The following is a 15,149-nucleotide window of genomic DNA, read 5'->3' as shown; positions in this document are numbered from 1 at the left end:
TGTTATCGGATCGTCGCGAACGGAGGGCGTACTGTCCGATTACGGCCGGTTGCCGTCGAGCAACGCGCAGGCAGTGAAGAGCTCCACGGCCACGGTGATGGCCTCCTCGTCGGCGTCGAAATCACCCCGATGCAGATCGAGCCGGGCCGTGTCACCGGGCGTACGGACCCCGAGCCGGGCCATGGCTCCGGGGACATCCTCCAGGTACCAGGAGAAGTCCTCGCCGCCGAGACTCTGCTCGGTGTCCTCGATTGCATACGATCCGCGGCGGGCGGACATCGCCCCGGCGAGCAGATCGATCACCGCGGCGTCGTTCACGACGGGCGGGACCCCGCGGACGTAGTTGATGACCGTCTTGGCCCGGTACATTCCGGCCACCTCGTCGATCGCCGCGTGCACCAGGTCCGGAGCCTCGCGCCAGGCCGCCAGGTCCAGGCAGCGCACGGTGCCGGACAGCTCGGCGTGCTGCGGGATCACATTGCAGGCGTGCCCGGCCTGCAACCGGCCCCAGGTGACGGCGAGCCCGGACCGGGCGTCGACCCGGCGGGCCAGCAGCGCGGGCACCTCGGTGGCCACCTTGGCCGCGGCGGTGACCAGGTCGGTGGTCAGGTGCGGCCGGGCGGTGTGGCCGCCGGCCCCGTCGAGCGTGACCTCCAGCCGGTCGCAGGCCGACGTGATCGCCCCGACCCGCAGCCCGATCCGCCCCACGTCGACCTTCGGGTCGCAGTGCACCCCGATGATCCGCCCGACGCCCTCCAGCGCTCCGGACTCGATGGTGTCCGGAGCGCCGCCGGGCAGCACCTCCTCGGCGGGCTGGAAGATCAGCCGCACGGGGTTGGGCAGCAGCCCCTGCCGGTCCAGCTCGGCGAGCACGAGCCCGGCGCCGAGGACCGAGGCGGTGTGGATGTCGTGTCCGCAGGCGTGCGCCCGGTCGGGGACGGTGGAGCGGTACGGGACGCCGGCCTTGGTGTCCGGGATGGGCAGGGCGTCGATGTCCGCGCGCAGGGCGAGCATGGGCCGGGTGTCGCCGTCCCGGGTGCCCACGTCGCAGATGAGTCCGGTGCCGGTGGAGAGCACCTGGGGCCGGAGACCGGCCTTCTCCAGCCGGGTCTTGATGGCCTCGGTGGTCCGGAACTCCTGGTTGCCGAGCTCGGGGTGCATGTGCAGATCGCGCCGGAAGGCGATCAGCTCGACCCGCAGGGCCTCGGGCAACGTGCCGGGGAGCGGGGTGGTGTGGGGGGTCGGCTCGGCTTCGGACTCGGCGGACATCAACTGGTTCACCTGGTGAAGGGTAAGGCCCTTCCCCCTTCAACTGACCATGAAACAAGAAAAGTTCAGCCACACAGACGAACATATGACTGCGTTGAAGCGTGTGGCGTGAGGGCAGGGCGGGTAAACTCACCCATTTTCCCCACGGGCCTTGGGGTGGGGCCTCTTCTCGCCTACCGCCCGGTGACGGAGGGCTCCGTCCGCCATGTGTCCGGCGGGCCTGTGTCCGGCAGGCCCGCGGCGGAAGGCTCCTGGTGCTCGGAACCCTGCACCACGGCTTCCCGCCCTGGCACCCTCGCCCGCACCGCTGCCAGGGCCACCCCGATGCACAGGGCCCCGACCGCCAGCAGGTCCAGGCCCGCACCCCCGGCCCACGGCTCAGGGTCCGTCGGTGGTGACTCCGGTTGGCCTCCGCTTGCCGACAAGCGCGGCGCCTACTGACGAGGGAGGTTCGCCGGGTCGATATCGAGGGGGAACGGGACGTCCAGGTGGGTGGTCGTGCCCGAGAGCGCCGTCGTCCGCTCCACGTAGCAGCCGGCCTGCAGTTCATGGACGACAAGCATGGGGGCGGGGTCGAACTCGAGCCGCCAGAAGTGCGGGATGGCAGCCTCGGCGTAGAGCATCGGCTTGAACGTGCAACCCACCACGCGGTTGCGGGGAGAGACGAGTTCGACCACGAGCTGTACGTTCTCGGCGTCGACGCTGATGTCGTCCTCGGCCGTCGCACCGGAATCCGTCACCACGAGATCGGGGACTACCAGGCCGGAGGGCAGGACGACGTTGATGGCTTCCAGTACCTCGACCGGCGTTTCGGCAGCCTGGGCTGCCGCGTGCAGGGTCATGGCGAGCCGGAAGGAGGCCCTCTGGTGACGGATACCGGGGACGGGGGACAGTACGAGGGACTCCCCCAGCAGTTCGTAGCGGGTGGTGCGGTCCTCGGGCAGGGCCAGGACGTCGGCCACGGTCCAGGGCCCGACGTGGCCGCCGGGCGATGCGCCGGAGGTGACGGGCTGCATTCCGGTGACCTCAGACGTGGCGGTGGCGCTCGGCGTACGTGAAGGCGAGGAACTCCTCCAGCTCCTCGTCCGACTCGAACGTGTCGGCAGCGAGGTCGTTCAGGGAACGGATCGGCTGGGTGTTCTTGGCTGCCAGCAGCGCCTCGACCGACAGGCGCGGCCTCGGGTGCGGACGTGCTCATCAAGGCCTCCACCAGGGGCAAGGGGTCGGCTCCATGGCCAGCATACGGGCGCTCTCACGTGAGGCATTGGCCTTCGTCGGCGCGAATGAACCACCGAACAAACGTGCCGCGGGTTGGATCGACGGCTTCACCGATCGGTGGGCAGGGCGCGGACAGCGCCTGGTCACCCGCCCCACGCGACCGCCCTGCCTGCCCGCGACCGGGAAGACCTTGGAGGCCACGCACCGGACGGCCACCCAGCAATCGTCGTTGCCCGCAATCCGAAGAATCCCCCCGACACCCGTGTTCAGGATTTACGCAGTGGATACCGGCTAAGAATTACCGGAAGACTCCGACTTCGACGGCTTTATGGTTTTCCACAGAGTGCGAGTCCCGTCGATCGTGTTCGAGACGTCAAGGAAGACCCACGCGGCTTTACCGGCATACTTCAGCCAACGAAGGGCGATCGCCGCAAATTCTTCCACCACTTCTCCGGTTTCCATGTGGTACGGGATGGTACGCATCCGCTTCGACAGGAGTGGCGGGGGTTCTGTCGTTCCGCCAGCGAGGCTCTTCGCTACCACTCAAACCCGGTGATGGCTTGGGCAGGAGCAGTCCGTCCGCAGACTCTTCCGGTAGACCGTAGAACTGTTTCGGACCTTCATACCCACGCGCAGATACAAGCCGAGTGCCCCGGTGTCGGAGTGCGTGCCGAGGGTGCACGTCCGCCGGCCCTGGCGATAGAAAGCGCGGAACGCGTGACGCAGGAGCAACTGGGCGATGCCTTGGTTGCGGTGGTCGCGGCGCACCGCAACCTGCTCGATGTAACCCTCCCCGGTCTCCGGCAGGTCCAACGAAAGTGCAGCGCCCACCAGTTGGCCGTCGGTGAATGCCAGGGCAGATGCCGCGGGGGCGAACGTGGAGCGTTCGACGGTGTGCTGGGCCCACTCCTGGTAGGGCATGCGCCGCTGTTGCCATTCGTCGAAGGCGTCCTCGATGAGCTGGTGCGCCTCGTGCTCGTCGCCCGGACGGAAGGGCCGGACCGTCACACCTGAAGGCGGTTCGGGCATCGTCGGCTCCTTAGGCATGGCGAACTCCAGCAGCCATTCGCTCACCATCGGCCCATATCCGCGGGAACGCAGCAGGGCGACTGCGCCCAGGTCCTCGTCCGGCACGGTCTGGACGATCTGTTCGCTCCCTGCCCGGCGGGCCCGGTTTTCGGCCCAGTCCAGGAGCATGGCGCCGAGTCCCCGGCCCCGATGCCGGGGGTGGACGTCCACCTCCGAGCGCCGGTTCACCCAAGCACGAGCGGCCAGTTGCCCGGCCTCGTCGTGGATCAGCAGTGTGTCGAGCTCTGGAAGCAGCCCGGGTCGGGCCAGTACGGCAGCGACGGCGCCAGGGTCCGTCCGCGCTCGGCCGTAGAGCTCGCGCTCGCAAGCCGAGACGAGGCAATGGATGGTGCCGAGGTCGTCGGCTGTCGCGGGGCGTGCCCGGTAGGGGGAAGGCAGTGCCGGCACGAGGTCTGGCATGGGTAGGTGCTCCCGGGACATCGAATCTGTCGCTGCCTGGCGACGACGCAGGCACCGTCGCGACAGTCTTCCTCAAGGGTCGGTACAGCGAAGCACCGAATACCGACCGGTGCCGTCCCTCGCGCGCTACGCGAGGGGCGCTCATTCTCTCTCGCCTCCTCGCACCGACCCTCGGGCCGCCAGGCGGAGCCCCCACTGTGACAGTGCGAGCCATTCCCGGGACGGGACAACGACATTGTCACGGCAGTGCAATCAGCTGATACGTCATGACGTTTTCATCCACTCGCTGGATAGCTTGAGCCCGTCGTTGCCGGGAGATGAGAAGGAACTTTCATGAGACTCACGCGTGTTGGCCGGATGGGTGCCACTGGCGGGCTGATCGCAGCCGCGCTCGCGACATCGATCGTCATCACCCCCTCGTCGGCCTCCGCAGCCGACAGCTGGCAGTGCTACGGCAAGGAGGTCAGGCGCTGCGCCACCGTCTCCTGGGACAATACGAACAAGACCTTTCGGGCAAAGGCCAAGATCACCGATGTCGCGGGCGGCGGCAACTACCAGGTCAAGGTCACCAACGTGAAGCTCGAACGCTACCCGGCGGGCAAGCGGGTGACGATGCGCACGGCGAAGGACTACGACGGTTGGCACAGCACCATCGACTCGGCCGCGACCAGCACCGTCAACGCCTGCAAGTACCCGCATGACAGCTACCGCGTGGTGGCGACGTTCAGCTGGAAGAAGGGCACGGCCTCGGAGAGCAAGACCTGGCGCCCCGACATGTCATGGGTCGGCTGCTGATCCACTCAAAGTGTCCGCCCCGTACGGAGGGGTGAGGGAAGGACGCGCGTCCGTCCCTCACCCCTCCGTCACCGCCGCAGCCCGCCACGGCGCCAACCGCCGGGCGCCCCGGGCCGTTTCCGTCACTCCCGACAGGAAGCCCTGGGCGCGCGGGGAGGCCGTGGAGCGGAGCCATTCCGGGGCGATGTCGCAGACCGCGACGGTCACCTCGGTGCCGGCCAGGACGAGGGGCAGGGTGTGGACGACCGTGGAGGGGAAGCTCAGGATCGTGCGGCCGATGGGGCCGCGGCGGGCGATGAGTTCCAGGGGGAGGTCGGGGCGGACGATCTCCAGGCCGGTGGCGGCTTCCAGGGCGTGGAGTTTGTCGGTGGATTCGCGGCGGTGGGCGAAGTAGCGGGTGGCGTGGTGGGTGCGGGCCAGGGACCCGACGGCCTCCAGGTACGCGTACTGGTCGACCACACCGGTCTCCACCAGCGAGGTGCCGACCAGGTCCGCGCCCCTGGTGAGCAGCGGTGGGCCGAAGCGGGCGCGGGTCCAGGCGTAGGTGTGGGGGGTGACGGTGACGCCGGGCGGGGCCTCGACCGGCAGGGCGGTGAAGACCTCCACCGTGCGGGTGGCGGACGGGGTGAAGCGGCTGCGGGCGCGGGCCGTCACCGGGGCCAGGACCCGTTCGCGCGGGCCCGATCCGCCCTTGCGGTGCCAGCGCACCAGGCTTTCGCCGCAGGCGAGTTGGGCGGCGAACTCCATGGTGGCGGTGCCGTCGTCGACCACGGTGAGGTGGCGGGCTCGGGTCAGGGTGAGGAGGAGCTGGACGTAGCGGGAGAAGGGGTCGCCGATGACGATCCGTTCCGCGCTGCGCAGCAGTCCGGTCAGTGAGCGCAGGGTCTTCAGGGGTGCGCCGGCGCCGCCGCGCGCTTCCTGCCAGCGGACGTGGACGCCCTCGTCGCGGGCCAGCTGCGCCATCCGGCGCAGCTGGCCGCGCGACATCGGGTCGACCGGGGGGAGGACGACGACCGTGATGTCGGTGAGGACGTGGTCGTCGCTTCCCTCTGCGTGGGCCCACTCCAGGACGTTCAGGAGCTGGACCGGGCTCTCGACGAAGGCGAGGTCCACCGGTCGGCCCGTCAGACCGCGACCGGTTCGGCGGCCGGGACGGCCTCGACGGCCAGAACCGGCTCGGCGGCGGCGAGCCGTTCGGTTCCGGCGACCGTCTCGGCGCTCTCGGCGACGACGCCCGCGACGCGGCGGAGCTTCTTCATCGGGCCGAGCTCGGACTCGTACACCTTCTTGATGCCGTCGCCGAGCGAGGCCTCGATGGTGCGGATGTCGCGGACGAGGCGGGCCAGGCCCTGCGGTTCGACGGAGGCGGCCTGATCGGAGCCCCACAGGGCGCGGTCGAGCGTGATGTGACGTTCGACGAATGCGGCGCCGAGAGCGACGGCGGCCAGCGTGGTCTGGAGGCCGGTCTCGTGGCCGCTGTAGCCGATCGGGACGTTGGGGTACTCCTGCTGGAGTGTGTGTATGACCCGGAGGTTCAGCTCCTCGGCCCTGGCCGGGTACGTCGAAGTGGCGTGGCAGAGCAGGATGTTGTCCGATCCGAGGACCTCGACCGCGTGGCGGATCTGGCGCGGGGTCGACATGCCGGTGGAGAGGATGACCGTGCGGCCGGTCGCCCTCAGGGCGCGCAGGAGTTCGTCGTCGGTGAGGGAGGCCGAGGCCACCTTGTGCGCGGGGACGTCGAACTTCTCCAGGAAGGCGACGGCCTCGGTGTCCCACGGGGAGGCGAACCAGTCGATGCCGCGCTTGGCGCAGTGCGCGGAGATGGCCCGGTACTCGTCCTCGCCGAACTCGACGCGGTGGCGGTAGTCGATGTACGTCATGCGGCCCCAGGGGGTGTCGCGTTCGATGTCCCACTGGTCGCGGGGGGTGCAGATCTCCGGGGTGCGCTTCTGGAACTTGACGGCGTCGCAGCCGGCTTCGGCCGCCACGTCGATCAGCGCGAGGGCGTTGTCGAGGTCGCCGTTGTGGTTGATGCCGATCTCGCCGGTGATGTAGACGGGCCGGCCGGGACCTGCGGTGCGGGTGCCGAGGGTGCGCAGACGGGAGGTGCTCATGGGAGGTGTTTCCTTAGTTCGGGGGACTGCGAGGAGCTTGACGGGAATCGTGGGGTGTTCGTGGGAGGTGACGGGGTTCGGGGGAACCCGGTGGTCATGCGGAGGGTGGAGCGGGAGGAGTGGGGGTGAGGGTGGGGCTGAGGGTGGGACCGAGCAGCCAGGCGGCGATCTCGCGGATGGCGCCGAAACCGCCGGGGGTGGTCGTGACGGCGCGCGCCGCGGAACGTACCGAGTCGTGGGCGCTCGCGACGGCGACGGGCCAGCCGGCGAGTGCGAAGCACGGCAGGTCGTTGACGTCGTTGCCGACGTAGAGGACACGTTCGGGAGCGATGGATTGTTCGTCGCACCACTGCTTCAGTGCCAGGTCCTTGCGGTCGATGCCGTGCAGGACCGGGATACGGAGTTTGCGGGCGCGGGCCGCGACGACCGGGTTCTGTTCCGTGGAGAGGATCAGCAGCGGCAGTCCGGCCTTGCGCAGGGCCGCGATGCCCAGGCCGTCCCCGCGGTGCACGGCGACGGTCTCGCGGCCGTCGGCGTCGATCATGACCCGGTCGTCGGTCTGGGTGCCGTCGAAGTCGAGGACGACGGCGTCGATGTCGTCCCGGGTGGGCAGCGGTGCGGGGTCCAGGAGGGGTGCGAGGGCGCGGGCGCGGGCCAGGTCGTGCGGGTCGTCGATCTCCAGGACGCGTGCGGGGTCGGTGCGCACCAGGGCGGTGTGGCCGAAGAAGCGGTGGCGGTGGGTGCGGAAACCTGCCGCGTCCATGGCGTACGCGGTGCCGGTCTCCAGCAGGTCCTCGGGACGGTCCTGGCGCATCTGCCGGACGGACTTGTCGTGGTTGACCCCGTGGTTGTCCTCCTCCGGCGCGCCGCCGTCGCGCCAGAGGAAACCATGGAAGGGCGCGACGGTGACCGCGGTGTCGGCGCCGTCGTGGGCGACCGCCGCGGCGACCCCGTCGATGTCCTCGCGGACGACGAAGGGGCTGGTGCACTGGACCAGCAGCACCACGTCGGCCCTCCGGCCGCGCAGCGCCTCGTACGCGTCCAGGGCGTGCAGCACCGCGTCCTCGCTGCTGGCCCGGTCGCCGGCGATGGCCCGGGGGCGCTGGACGATGTGCACCCGGTCCGGGGCGCCCAGTGCGTCGCCGGCGGCGCGGGCGGCGTCCGCGATGGCGGCGTCGTCGGTCGTCACGACCACGTCCGTGACCGCACGGGCGGCCAGGCAGGCGCGTACCGCGCGGGCGACCAGCGGTACGCCGCCGACCTGGGCGAGGTTCTTGGCCGGTACGCCCTTGGATCCTCCGCGGGCGGGTATCACGGCGAGCACGGTGGGCGGCGTCATCGCTGCTCCTGGGGTCGGGGGTGGAGGGAGGTGGGGGGTGCGGTGGTCACAGTTCGCCCATCCGCCGGATGACGGGGGCGACCCGCTGGACGCCCTGCCGGTACGCGCCGCGGGCCGCTTCCCGTACCGCGTCGCGGACCGCGCCGCGCAGCCCGCCGGTCCCGCGCGGCCGGCCGGCGCCGGGCACCGGGTGGCCGTCGGGGGCCAGGTGGTGGCGGGCGAGGACGGCGGGAAGGTAGCCGGGGGCGGTGGCGGGTGTGTAGTACGGGGCGAGGTCGGGCAGGCGGGGAGCGGCGAGCAGGGCGTCGACGCGGGCCCGGGCCCGGTCGAAGGCGGCGGCGTACGTGCCGTCGGCGGCGACACCCTGGCCGGCCAACCACGCGCCGTCGGGCTCCGGAAGGTGACCGCCGTCCAGGTGGTCCCAGGAGGTGAGCAGTCCTGAGCCGAGGAAGTGGTGGTTGCCCAGGGCCTCGCGGACCCCGAGGTCGGTGAGGATCGCGGTCGGGATGCGCCGGTGCAGGGCCTCCAGCGCGGCGGTCGAGGAGACGGTGACCAGCAGGCCGGTGCGGTCCAGGACCTCCCCCATGTGCCCGTACACCAGGCGCAGGTTGGGCGGCAGACCGCCAGGAAGTCCGTCCGCGAGCCGCTGGTAGGGAAATTCCTCGATGTGGGTGGTGTGCTCGCCTGGCTTGGAGCGCAGCTTGAGCAGCACCTCGCGGTCCGGGCGCAGCCGGGCGTGCTCGACGAGCCTGCGCAGCAGATAGGTGCGGTCGGCGCGGGAGGCCGGTACGGAGGGCTGGGCGGCGAAGACAACCGTCTCACGCCCTTCCTGCGGGCGGTGCGGCTCGCCGCCGAGAAACGGCAGGGCGGCCTCCGTGACGGCCGAGGCGTCGGCGCCCACTCCCTCGTAGACCGCGCGGAAACGCTCCGCGTCGTGGCGGGAGTTGGCGAGGACGACGTCCGCGCCGTGCCGCAGTAGGAGTCCGTCGGCGAGCTTCTCGTAGACGACGCCGACATAGCCGGTGACGACGACGGGCCTGACCGGCAGCCGCAGTGCGGCAAGACCGTGCAGCATCGCCTGGACGGCTCCGCCGACGAGGGCGAGCACGACGAGGTCGTACCCCTCGTCCCGCACCTCGTGCAGGAAGTCGACGGCGGTCACCTCGCGCACCCGGCCGGTGTCGATACCGACGTCGCCGACCTCGGCGAGCTGGCGCGGTGTCGGGGTGGCCCGGCCGCGCAGCAGCAGTCCGGTGATCTCGGCGCGCCGGGCCGGCCCGTCGTCTGAAGTGCCGGAGGTGAGACGGCGCGCGGTGAGCGCGCCCCATTTCCACCGGGTGTCGGAATCTGCGAGTACGGCCACCCGGAGGGCGGTCGTTCCATCGGTACGTGGGGGCACGCCTCAGAACTTAGGAAAGCAGGTCGATTCCCGGCCCAACGTCATGGCAACAGCTGGTTAACAACCCGCCGACGTCCGGCGAATCCGTTTTCCGAAGAGGGATCCCTGCCATGCCATTCGGTCCGGTTCATCATTCCGACATTCGTCGTTCACCCGACGGACTTCCGGGGGTCGAGGCATATGACGGGCCCGCACCTAACGTGAGGCGGGTGGTCAAGCTCTCGGTCATCGTGCCGTTCTACAACGTGCAGACATACGCCCCCGACACCCTGAGGAGTCTGCGGTCCAACGCCCGTGGGGACTTCGAATTCATTCTCGTCGACGACTGTTCGACCGACGGGACCGCGGACCTGCTGCGCCGCGCCGAGGACGAGATTCCGGGGGTGGTCGTCCGCAGACACGAACGGAACGGCGGCCTGGCCACCGCCCGGAACACCGGCCTGGACGCGGCACGCGGCGAGTACCTCGCGTTCCTCGACGGCGACGACTGGCTGGCGCCCGGCTACTGCGCCGAACTGCTGGCCCGGACCGAGGCGCTGGGCTGCGACTTCGTCCGTACCGACCATGTCCGGGCCGAGGGCAGGAACCGTACGGTGCACCGCGTCCCGCACGGCCGGCGCGACGAGGTCCTGGACCCGAGAGACCTGATCCTGCCCGCCGAGCGGTCCACCTCGGTCGACTACCCGTACGCCTGGGCCGGGCTGTACCACCGGCGGCTGCTGGACCGCGGGCTGCTGCACTTCACGGACGGACTGCGCACCGCGGAGGACCGCCCGTGGATCTGGCGGCTGCATCGCGAGGCCGAATCCTGTGCGGTGCTGGGAATTCTCGGAATTTTCTACCGGCGCGGAGTCAGCTCTTCGCTGACCCAGATCGGCGATGTGCGGCAGCTCGATTTCATTCGCGCATTCGACCAGGTCATTCAGGAAACGACCTCGGACCCCGATGCATCGGAACTCCTGCCAAAAGCAATCCGTACCTACTGCGCCATCATTGCGCATCACATGGCCTCGATCGAAAGGTTCGAACCCGCGGTGGCCCGCACACTGAAATCGATGAGCGCGGCCGCACTGAGGCGCATGCCGCACCAGATGCTCGACGAGGTCCTCGACTCGATGGACGTACAGCGCGCCACGCTGCTGCGCCGACTGCGGCGCCGCCCGGTCCTCGCGAGCGGCGAGGAGGTGGCGGCCGCGTGAACGGCGCCCGGTCCCGCACCACACAGATCTTCTTCGTCTCCACCCTCTACGGCACCGCCACGCTCGCCGCCGCGCTCGACGCGGGCTGCTTCCCGGACGCGGACCGCCGCATCCTGCTGGTCTCCAACAACGCGGCCGTTCCGGAGACCACGCCCGCCGTCGACGCGATGCCGGGGTTCGGTGCGCTGCGCGCCCGTTTCGACGACGTGGTGTCCTGGAACGCGACGATCGCCCCCTTCCACCCCGGCGGCTGGGCGCCCCGCCCCGACGACGTGCCCCTGTGGGAACGGCATCTGCGTCTGGCCTGGGGGCTCGGTGACGATGCCATCGAGCTCGCGGTCGAGTCGATCCAGGTAAACCCGGCGATGGCGGTCACCCAGATCTTTACCGGCGCACCGGTCGATGTGTACGCGGACGGGCTGATGAGCTATGGCCCCACCCGCAACAAGATCGACCCGCTGATCGGTACGCGGGTGCGCCGGCTGCTCCATCTCGACCTGGTGCCGGGGCTGAAGCCTTTGCTGCTCACGGAGTTCGGGGTGGTGCCGCGGATCGTGCCGACCGAGGTGTTCCTCAAGGTGCTCGCCGAACTGGGGCACGCACCCGAGGTCCAGGACTGTGTGCCGTCCTTGGAGGCGCCCGCCCTGCTGCTGGGCCAGTACCTGTCCGCGCTGGGCCTTATCGGTGCGGACGAGGAGGAGGACCTGCATCTGCGGATGATGCGTGGCGCGGCCGGACTCGGTCACACCCGCATCGTCTTCAAGCCGCACCCCACCGCCCCGGCGCAGTGGTCACGGGCGATGAGCGCGGAGGCCGAGCGGCTCGGCGTCGAACTGACGGTGCTGGACGCGGGGGTGGTCACCGCCCCGGTCCTGGCCGAGGTGCTCTACCGGTCGATGCGGCCCGCGCTGGTCGTCGGCTGCTTCTCGACGGCGTTGCTCACCGCTTCGGCGTTCTACGGGCTGCCGGTGGCCCGGGTCGGTACGGAGCTGCTGCTGGACCGGCTCATCCCGTACGAGAACAGCAACCGCATCCCGGTCACCCTCGTCGACGCACTGGTGCCGGAGGTGACGGACCGGGCGGCCGTGGAGAAGGCGGCACCCCCTGATCCGGCGGCGGTGGAGGACCTGACCGGGCTGGCCGCGGCCGTCGGATACGCGATGCAGCCCAAGATCCACCCGGGGCTGCGCCCGGCCGCCGAGCGGTACCTCTCGACGCACCTGGACGCCAGGACCTGGCGGTACTTCAAGCGCAGGCGCATCACCTCGCTCGCCCTGCCGGGGGCGGTCCCGGCACAGCTCGCCTTCCTGCCGCGCAATGCGGTGGTACGCAGGGTGGCCCGGTCGGTGCGGCGGCGCGTGGTGCGGCTGTAGGGGTGGCGGGCGAGGGCGCAGGAGCGGCGGGCGGTGCGGGCGGCGCAACTCCGCGTTCGCGTCGAACTCACCGCGCAGCTCGAAACGGACAGTTCGTGCTTCGCATGTGCTTCAACGAACCCGCTGGGGAACTACTTCCACGCGACGGCCACGATGGCTGCGGCCGCTGTGAACACCCCCACGGTGTAGAAAGCCCACGGTTGCTTGTTGCGCATGCCCACCAGCGCTGTCGCCGCCACGAGGACGTCCAAGGCCAGTTTCACCCCCATCTTCGCGTGAACCACCGGAAGATCCAGGGATATTCGGGTCCAAATGAGGCCCGCACCGGTGACCAGCTGGACGACCGCGCTGCTCGTCATGTAACTGCCAGTCACCGGGTCCTTCCCTCGCAGCTGGAAGAAGAAGCCACCCAGGAGCGCGGCGAACCCGAAGAGATGGAAGACAAGGAACACATACCTGAGGATCTCCATGCCGGCGATCGTTCCATGGGGACAGAACAAATTGACGACCTTTAATGAAACACGACCACGTCCGCATCACCCTCGCGATCGCCACCGTCAAGGCCGAAGTTCACGACCTCGACGGCCTTCCGAACACATCCGAACCGCCCCCGGGCACTCCTCTACTCCCGGCGTCTGGCGGTCGTTACAGATCGGGAGTGCACGCGCCTCCGCAGCTTCGCCAAGGTCTGTGCCTGCTGGTGGTGTCGGGTCAAAGCAGCAAGCTGGATCAGATCCCTGTGGTTGGCTGCGCGTACGGACACGGCGCGCGTCTGCCAGCGGAGGCCGGAGGGGCGAATCAGGATCAGCACGAGGCCCTGGCGGGCCTGAACGACACCGACCAGCTGAGTGGCGTTGTCGAACACGGGCGTACCGGGCTCACACATAGTTCCCTGGTTCATGCCCTCCGCCTTTCGCTGGTGACTTCATCCAGTCAACGGCGACGGGGACCGGGGAACTTGCACACGAATTGCACACTGGAGGTTCAGGGATGAAAGAACCTGCTGCGGTTACTCGTATCGCTTGCGACGATGGCTCTGGCGACCGTCTTCCTGGGTAGGGCTGATCTCATGGGCACGACCACCGAGCTGGCACCGGGCGCGAATCTTGCTGCGCTCCGGAAGGAACGTGGATTCACTCAGAGGCAGTTAGCCAGGCGTGCCAACATCAGCGTCTCCCTGCTGTCCAAGATCGAAGTAGGGGACCGAACCTTGACTCCGGCCGTGGCTGCCGACTTGGGCAAGCCCATGGGCCTGAGCATGGCTGAGGTCCTGGGGAAAGCCTCTGTGCCACAGGACGAGGAAGAACGTCTACCGGCACTGCGGTCGGCCATCCGGGACTATGACCTACCTGGACGCCAAGCCGTCCAGGAAGACGCCCTCAGCGCCTCTCTGGGGGCCGCTGGACAGTACCGGGACAACGTAGAGGTGACTCGGCTCCTGGCGACGCTCCCAGGGCTTCTGAGGGACGCCACGACGCATGCGCACAGAGCCAACACAGTAGATGCGTGGATGGCTCTTTCCGAGGTCTACAGCAGCGTCTATTGGTTGGCCGCCCGGCACAGGTGGATGGACATGGCAAAGCTGGCCGTGACTCGGCAGCGGTGGGCCGTTGAGCAGAAGAGGAATCCTCTGGGTGTGGCGATCGCTGCCAGGGATCGGGCGGGGACGTACCTGAACGGCGGAAACTTTGAAGGCGGCCTCGTGGTCGTCGACCGGGCTATCAGCCACGCACAGGCCAGCCTGTCAGGGCCGGAGCGGGCTTTTGCTGTGGGAGTCCTCAACCTGCGGGGGATGACCTTGGCTGGACGCTTCAAGGACAAGAAGGAAGGAAAGAAGGAAGCGGAACGGCACATCAAATCGGCGTGGGAAGCCTCCGAGTGGTTCCCGAGGGATGGGAACCGGCACAGCATGATCTTTGGCCCTCAGAACACGACCACCCACGTTCTGGCCACCCGCCTGGACCTGGGGCGCCCCCGTGAGGCTCTGCGCGTAGCTGACGACATCAGCAGTGTCCTGGAAGGGTTGCCGCCTACTCGGATTGCCCCAACGCCCATCAACATGGCTCGGGCTCAACTCGATGTCGGGGACCGTGATGGGGCCCTGGAGAACCTGTCGCTTGCGTGGGATGTGGCTCCGCAGCTGGCCCGCATTCACCCCATGGGCCGGGAGGTTTTCCGCGTACTGGCATCGCTTCACCGCCGGAGCAACCCGGCGCTGTTGAAGCTTTCCAAGGTGTCCGGCATCCCCATGTGAAGGCATCGAATCAGCTGAACCAACCTGCACCTCCCGCTCACCGCCTCACCGCACCCCGTACCGCGCCTCGATGCCCGCGACGAGCAGCTGGAGACCGTCCTCGAAGCGTTCGTCGTAGTGGGCGAAGATCTCGGCGCCGGCCGCGGCCGCAAGCGGATACCGAGCCATCCGCCGGGCGCGCTCGTCGATGTCGTAGCCGTCGCGCCGCTCGTCGGGCATCGGCTGGACGCCCTGCTCCTCGGTGACGAAGCCCAGGGTGTACGCGTGGGCGGTGGTGCCCACCCGGACCGCCTGCCACAGTTCGAAGCCGGCCTCGACCATCGTCCGCAGATGGGATTCGAGGCTGTCGGCATGGTCGGTGCCGGTGAACCTGGCGCCGCTGTAGACCTTCGCCCCGTCCCGGTAGCGCAGCAGCGCGGTGCGCAAAGCGCGGTGGTACGCGACGAGTTGGTCCTGCCAGCGCTCCGGGGTCGGGCCGGGCAGGTCCTCGTCGAGCATCCGGCGGTACATCACCGTGGCCATCTCGTCGAGGAGTGCCTGCTTGTCCTTGAAGTGCCAGTAGAGAGCCGGCGCCTTGACGTCCAGCTCCCTGGCGATGGCGCGCAGGGTGAGCCCGTCGAGGCCCACCTCGTTCAGCAGCCGCAGCGCGGTGTCGGCCACGCGCTCCCGGTCGATCTTCGTTGTACCCACCTTGACAATTT

13 protein-coding genes are annotated in these 15,149 nt (G+C 69.3%); 4 read left to right on the top strand and 9 right to left on the bottom strand.

Features of this window, described 5'->3' with window-relative positions; genetic code table 11:
- Positions 1-39: 39 nt before the first annotated feature.
- From AB0L71_RS17950 to AB0L71_RS17940, 3 genes are all read right to left on the bottom strand, one after another.
- Positions 40-1,269, bottom strand: a complete 1,230-nt coding sequence (locus AB0L71_RS17950) for an amidohydrolase (RefSeq protein ID WP_365243682.1) — start codon at positions 1,267-1,269, stop codon at positions 40-42.
- Between the two features lie 434 nt (positions 1,270-1,703).
- Positions 1,704-2,285: a Uma2 family endonuclease gene (locus AB0L71_RS17945; protein WP_365243592.1), complete on the bottom strand. Its 582-nt coding sequence runs from the start codon at positions 2,283-2,285 to the stop codon at positions 1,704-1,706.
- A 745-nt stretch (positions 2,286-3,030) separates the two neighbouring features.
- Positions 3,031-3,975 carry a GNAT family N-acetyltransferase gene (locus tag AB0L71_RS17940; protein WP_365243590.1) on the bottom strand — a complete coding sequence of 315 codons (945 nt, stop codon included), beginning with the start codon at positions 3,973-3,975 and terminating at the stop codon, positions 3,031-3,033.
- Between the two features lie 333 nt (positions 3,976-4,308).
- Here AB0L71_RS17940 and AB0L71_RS17935 point away from each other — a divergent pair, with 333 nt between their 5' ends.
- On the top strand, positions 4,309-4,770 hold the full coding sequence (locus AB0L71_RS17935) for a hypothetical protein (protein WP_365243588.1): 462 nt from the start codon (positions 4,309-4,311) through the stop codon (positions 4,768-4,770).
- A gap of 57 nt (positions 4,771-4,827) precedes the next feature.
- Here the strand turns inward: AB0L71_RS17935 and AB0L71_RS17930 are convergent, their stop codons facing one another.
- From AB0L71_RS17930 to AB0L71_RS17915, 4 genes are all read right to left on the bottom strand, one after another.
- Positions 4,828-5,883 (bottom strand): hypothetical protein, encoded by a 1,056-nt coding sequence (locus AB0L71_RS17930; protein WP_365243586.1) that lies wholly within the window; start codon positions 5,881-5,883, stop codon positions 4,828-4,830.
- A gap of 11 nt (positions 5,884-5,894) precedes the next feature.
- Complete coding sequence (locus tag AB0L71_RS17925) at positions 5,895-6,884, bottom strand: N-acetylneuraminate synthase family protein (protein WP_365243584.1); 990 nt, start codon at positions 6,882-6,884, stop codon at positions 5,895-5,897.
- A 94-nt stretch (positions 6,885-6,978) separates the two neighbouring features.
- Positions 6,979-8,223, bottom strand: coding sequence for an acylneuraminate cytidylyltransferase (locus AB0L71_RS17920; protein WP_365243582.1), 1,245 nt, complete (start codon positions 8,221-8,223; stop codon positions 6,979-6,981).
- A gap of 46 nt (positions 8,224-8,269) precedes the next feature.
- On the bottom strand, positions 8,270-9,622 hold the full coding sequence (locus AB0L71_RS17915) for a DUF6716 putative glycosyltransferase (RefSeq protein WP_365243580.1): 1,353 nt from the start codon (positions 9,620-9,622) through the stop codon (positions 8,270-8,272).
- 209 nt (positions 9,623-9,831) lie between these two features.
- Between AB0L71_RS17915 and AB0L71_RS17910 the strand changes: the two genes are divergently transcribed.
- Both AB0L71_RS17910 and AB0L71_RS17905 read left to right on the top strand, forming a co-directional pair.
- Positions 9,832-10,821, top strand: coding sequence for a glycosyltransferase family 2 protein (locus tag AB0L71_RS17910; protein WP_365243578.1), 990 nt, complete (start codon positions 9,832-9,834; stop codon positions 10,819-10,821).
- The gene (locus AB0L71_RS17905) at positions 10,818-12,194 is read left to right on the top strand and encodes a polysialyltransferase family glycosyltransferase (protein ID WP_365243576.1); all 1,377 of its coding nucleotides are present in this window, start codon (positions 10,818-10,820) and stop codon (positions 12,192-12,194) included. Before AB0L71_RS17910 ends, AB0L71_RS17905 begins: the two co-directional genes overlap by 4 nt.
- A gap of 131 nt (positions 12,195-12,325) precedes the next feature.
- On the opposite strand, the gene AB0L71_RS17900 is transcribed toward AB0L71_RS17905, so the two are convergent.
- Entirely contained in the window at positions 12,326-12,664 is a 339-nt protein-coding gene (locus tag AB0L71_RS17900; RefSeq protein WP_365243574.1) for a hypothetical protein, read from the bottom strand.
- 560 nt (positions 12,665-13,224) lie between these two features.
- Between AB0L71_RS17900 and AB0L71_RS17895 the strand changes: the two genes are divergently transcribed.
- Positions 13,225-14,448 carry a helix-turn-helix domain-containing protein gene (locus AB0L71_RS17895; protein WP_365243572.1) on the top strand — a complete coding sequence of 408 codons (1,224 nt, stop codon included), beginning with the start codon at positions 13,225-13,227 and terminating at the stop codon, positions 14,446-14,448.
- Between the two features lie 45 nt (positions 14,449-14,493).
- Here AB0L71_RS17895 and AB0L71_RS17890 read toward each other — a convergent pair whose 3' ends face one another.
- Complete coding sequence (locus AB0L71_RS17890) at positions 14,494-15,138, bottom strand: TetR/AcrR family transcriptional regulator C-terminal domain-containing protein (protein WP_365243570.1); 645 nt, start codon at positions 15,136-15,138, stop codon at positions 14,494-14,496.
- Between the last annotated feature and the right edge of the window lie 11 nt (positions 15,139-15,149).

Origin of the sequence: Streptomyces sp. NPDC052052 (assembly GCF_040680455.1) — a bacterium.
GTDB lineage: Bacteria > Actinomycetota > Actinomycetes > Streptomycetales > Streptomycetaceae > Streptomyces.
This window is presented reverse-complemented; position numbering and strand designations above follow the sequence as displayed.

Excerpts from the sequence above, each read along its gene's own strand:
- AB0L71_RS17940 (WP_365243590.1), bottom strand. The coding sequence starts at position 3,975 with ATGCCAGACCTCGTGCCGGCACTGCCTTCCCCCTACCGGGCACGCCCC.
- AB0L71_RS17920 (WP_365243582.1), bottom strand. The coding sequence starts at position 8,223 with ATGACGCCGCCCACCGTGCTCGCCGTGATACCCGCCCGCGGAGGATCC.
- AB0L71_RS17950 (WP_365243682.1), bottom strand. The coding sequence starts at position 1,269 with ATGTCCGCCGAGTCCGAAGCCGAGCCGACCCCCCACACCACCCCGCTC.
- AB0L71_RS17935 (WP_365243588.1), top strand. The coding sequence starts at position 4,309 with ATGAGACTCACGCGTGTTGGCCGGATGGGTGCCACTGGCGGGCTGATC.
- AB0L71_RS17895 (WP_365243572.1), top strand. The coding sequence starts at position 13,225 with ATGGCTCTGGCGACCGTCTTCCTGGGTAGGGCTGATCTCATGGGCACG.
- AB0L71_RS17925 (WP_365243584.1), bottom strand. The coding sequence starts at position 6,884 with ATGAGCACCTCCCGTCTGCGCACCCTCGGCACCCGCACCGCAGGTCCC.
- AB0L71_RS17900 (WP_365243574.1), bottom strand. The coding sequence starts at position 12,664 with ATGGAGATCCTCAGGTATGTGTTCCTTGTCTTCCATCTCTTCGGGTTC.
- AB0L71_RS17945 (WP_365243592.1), bottom strand. The coding sequence starts at position 2,285 with ATGCAGCCCGTCACCTCCGGCGCATCGCCCGGCGGCCACGTCGGGCCC.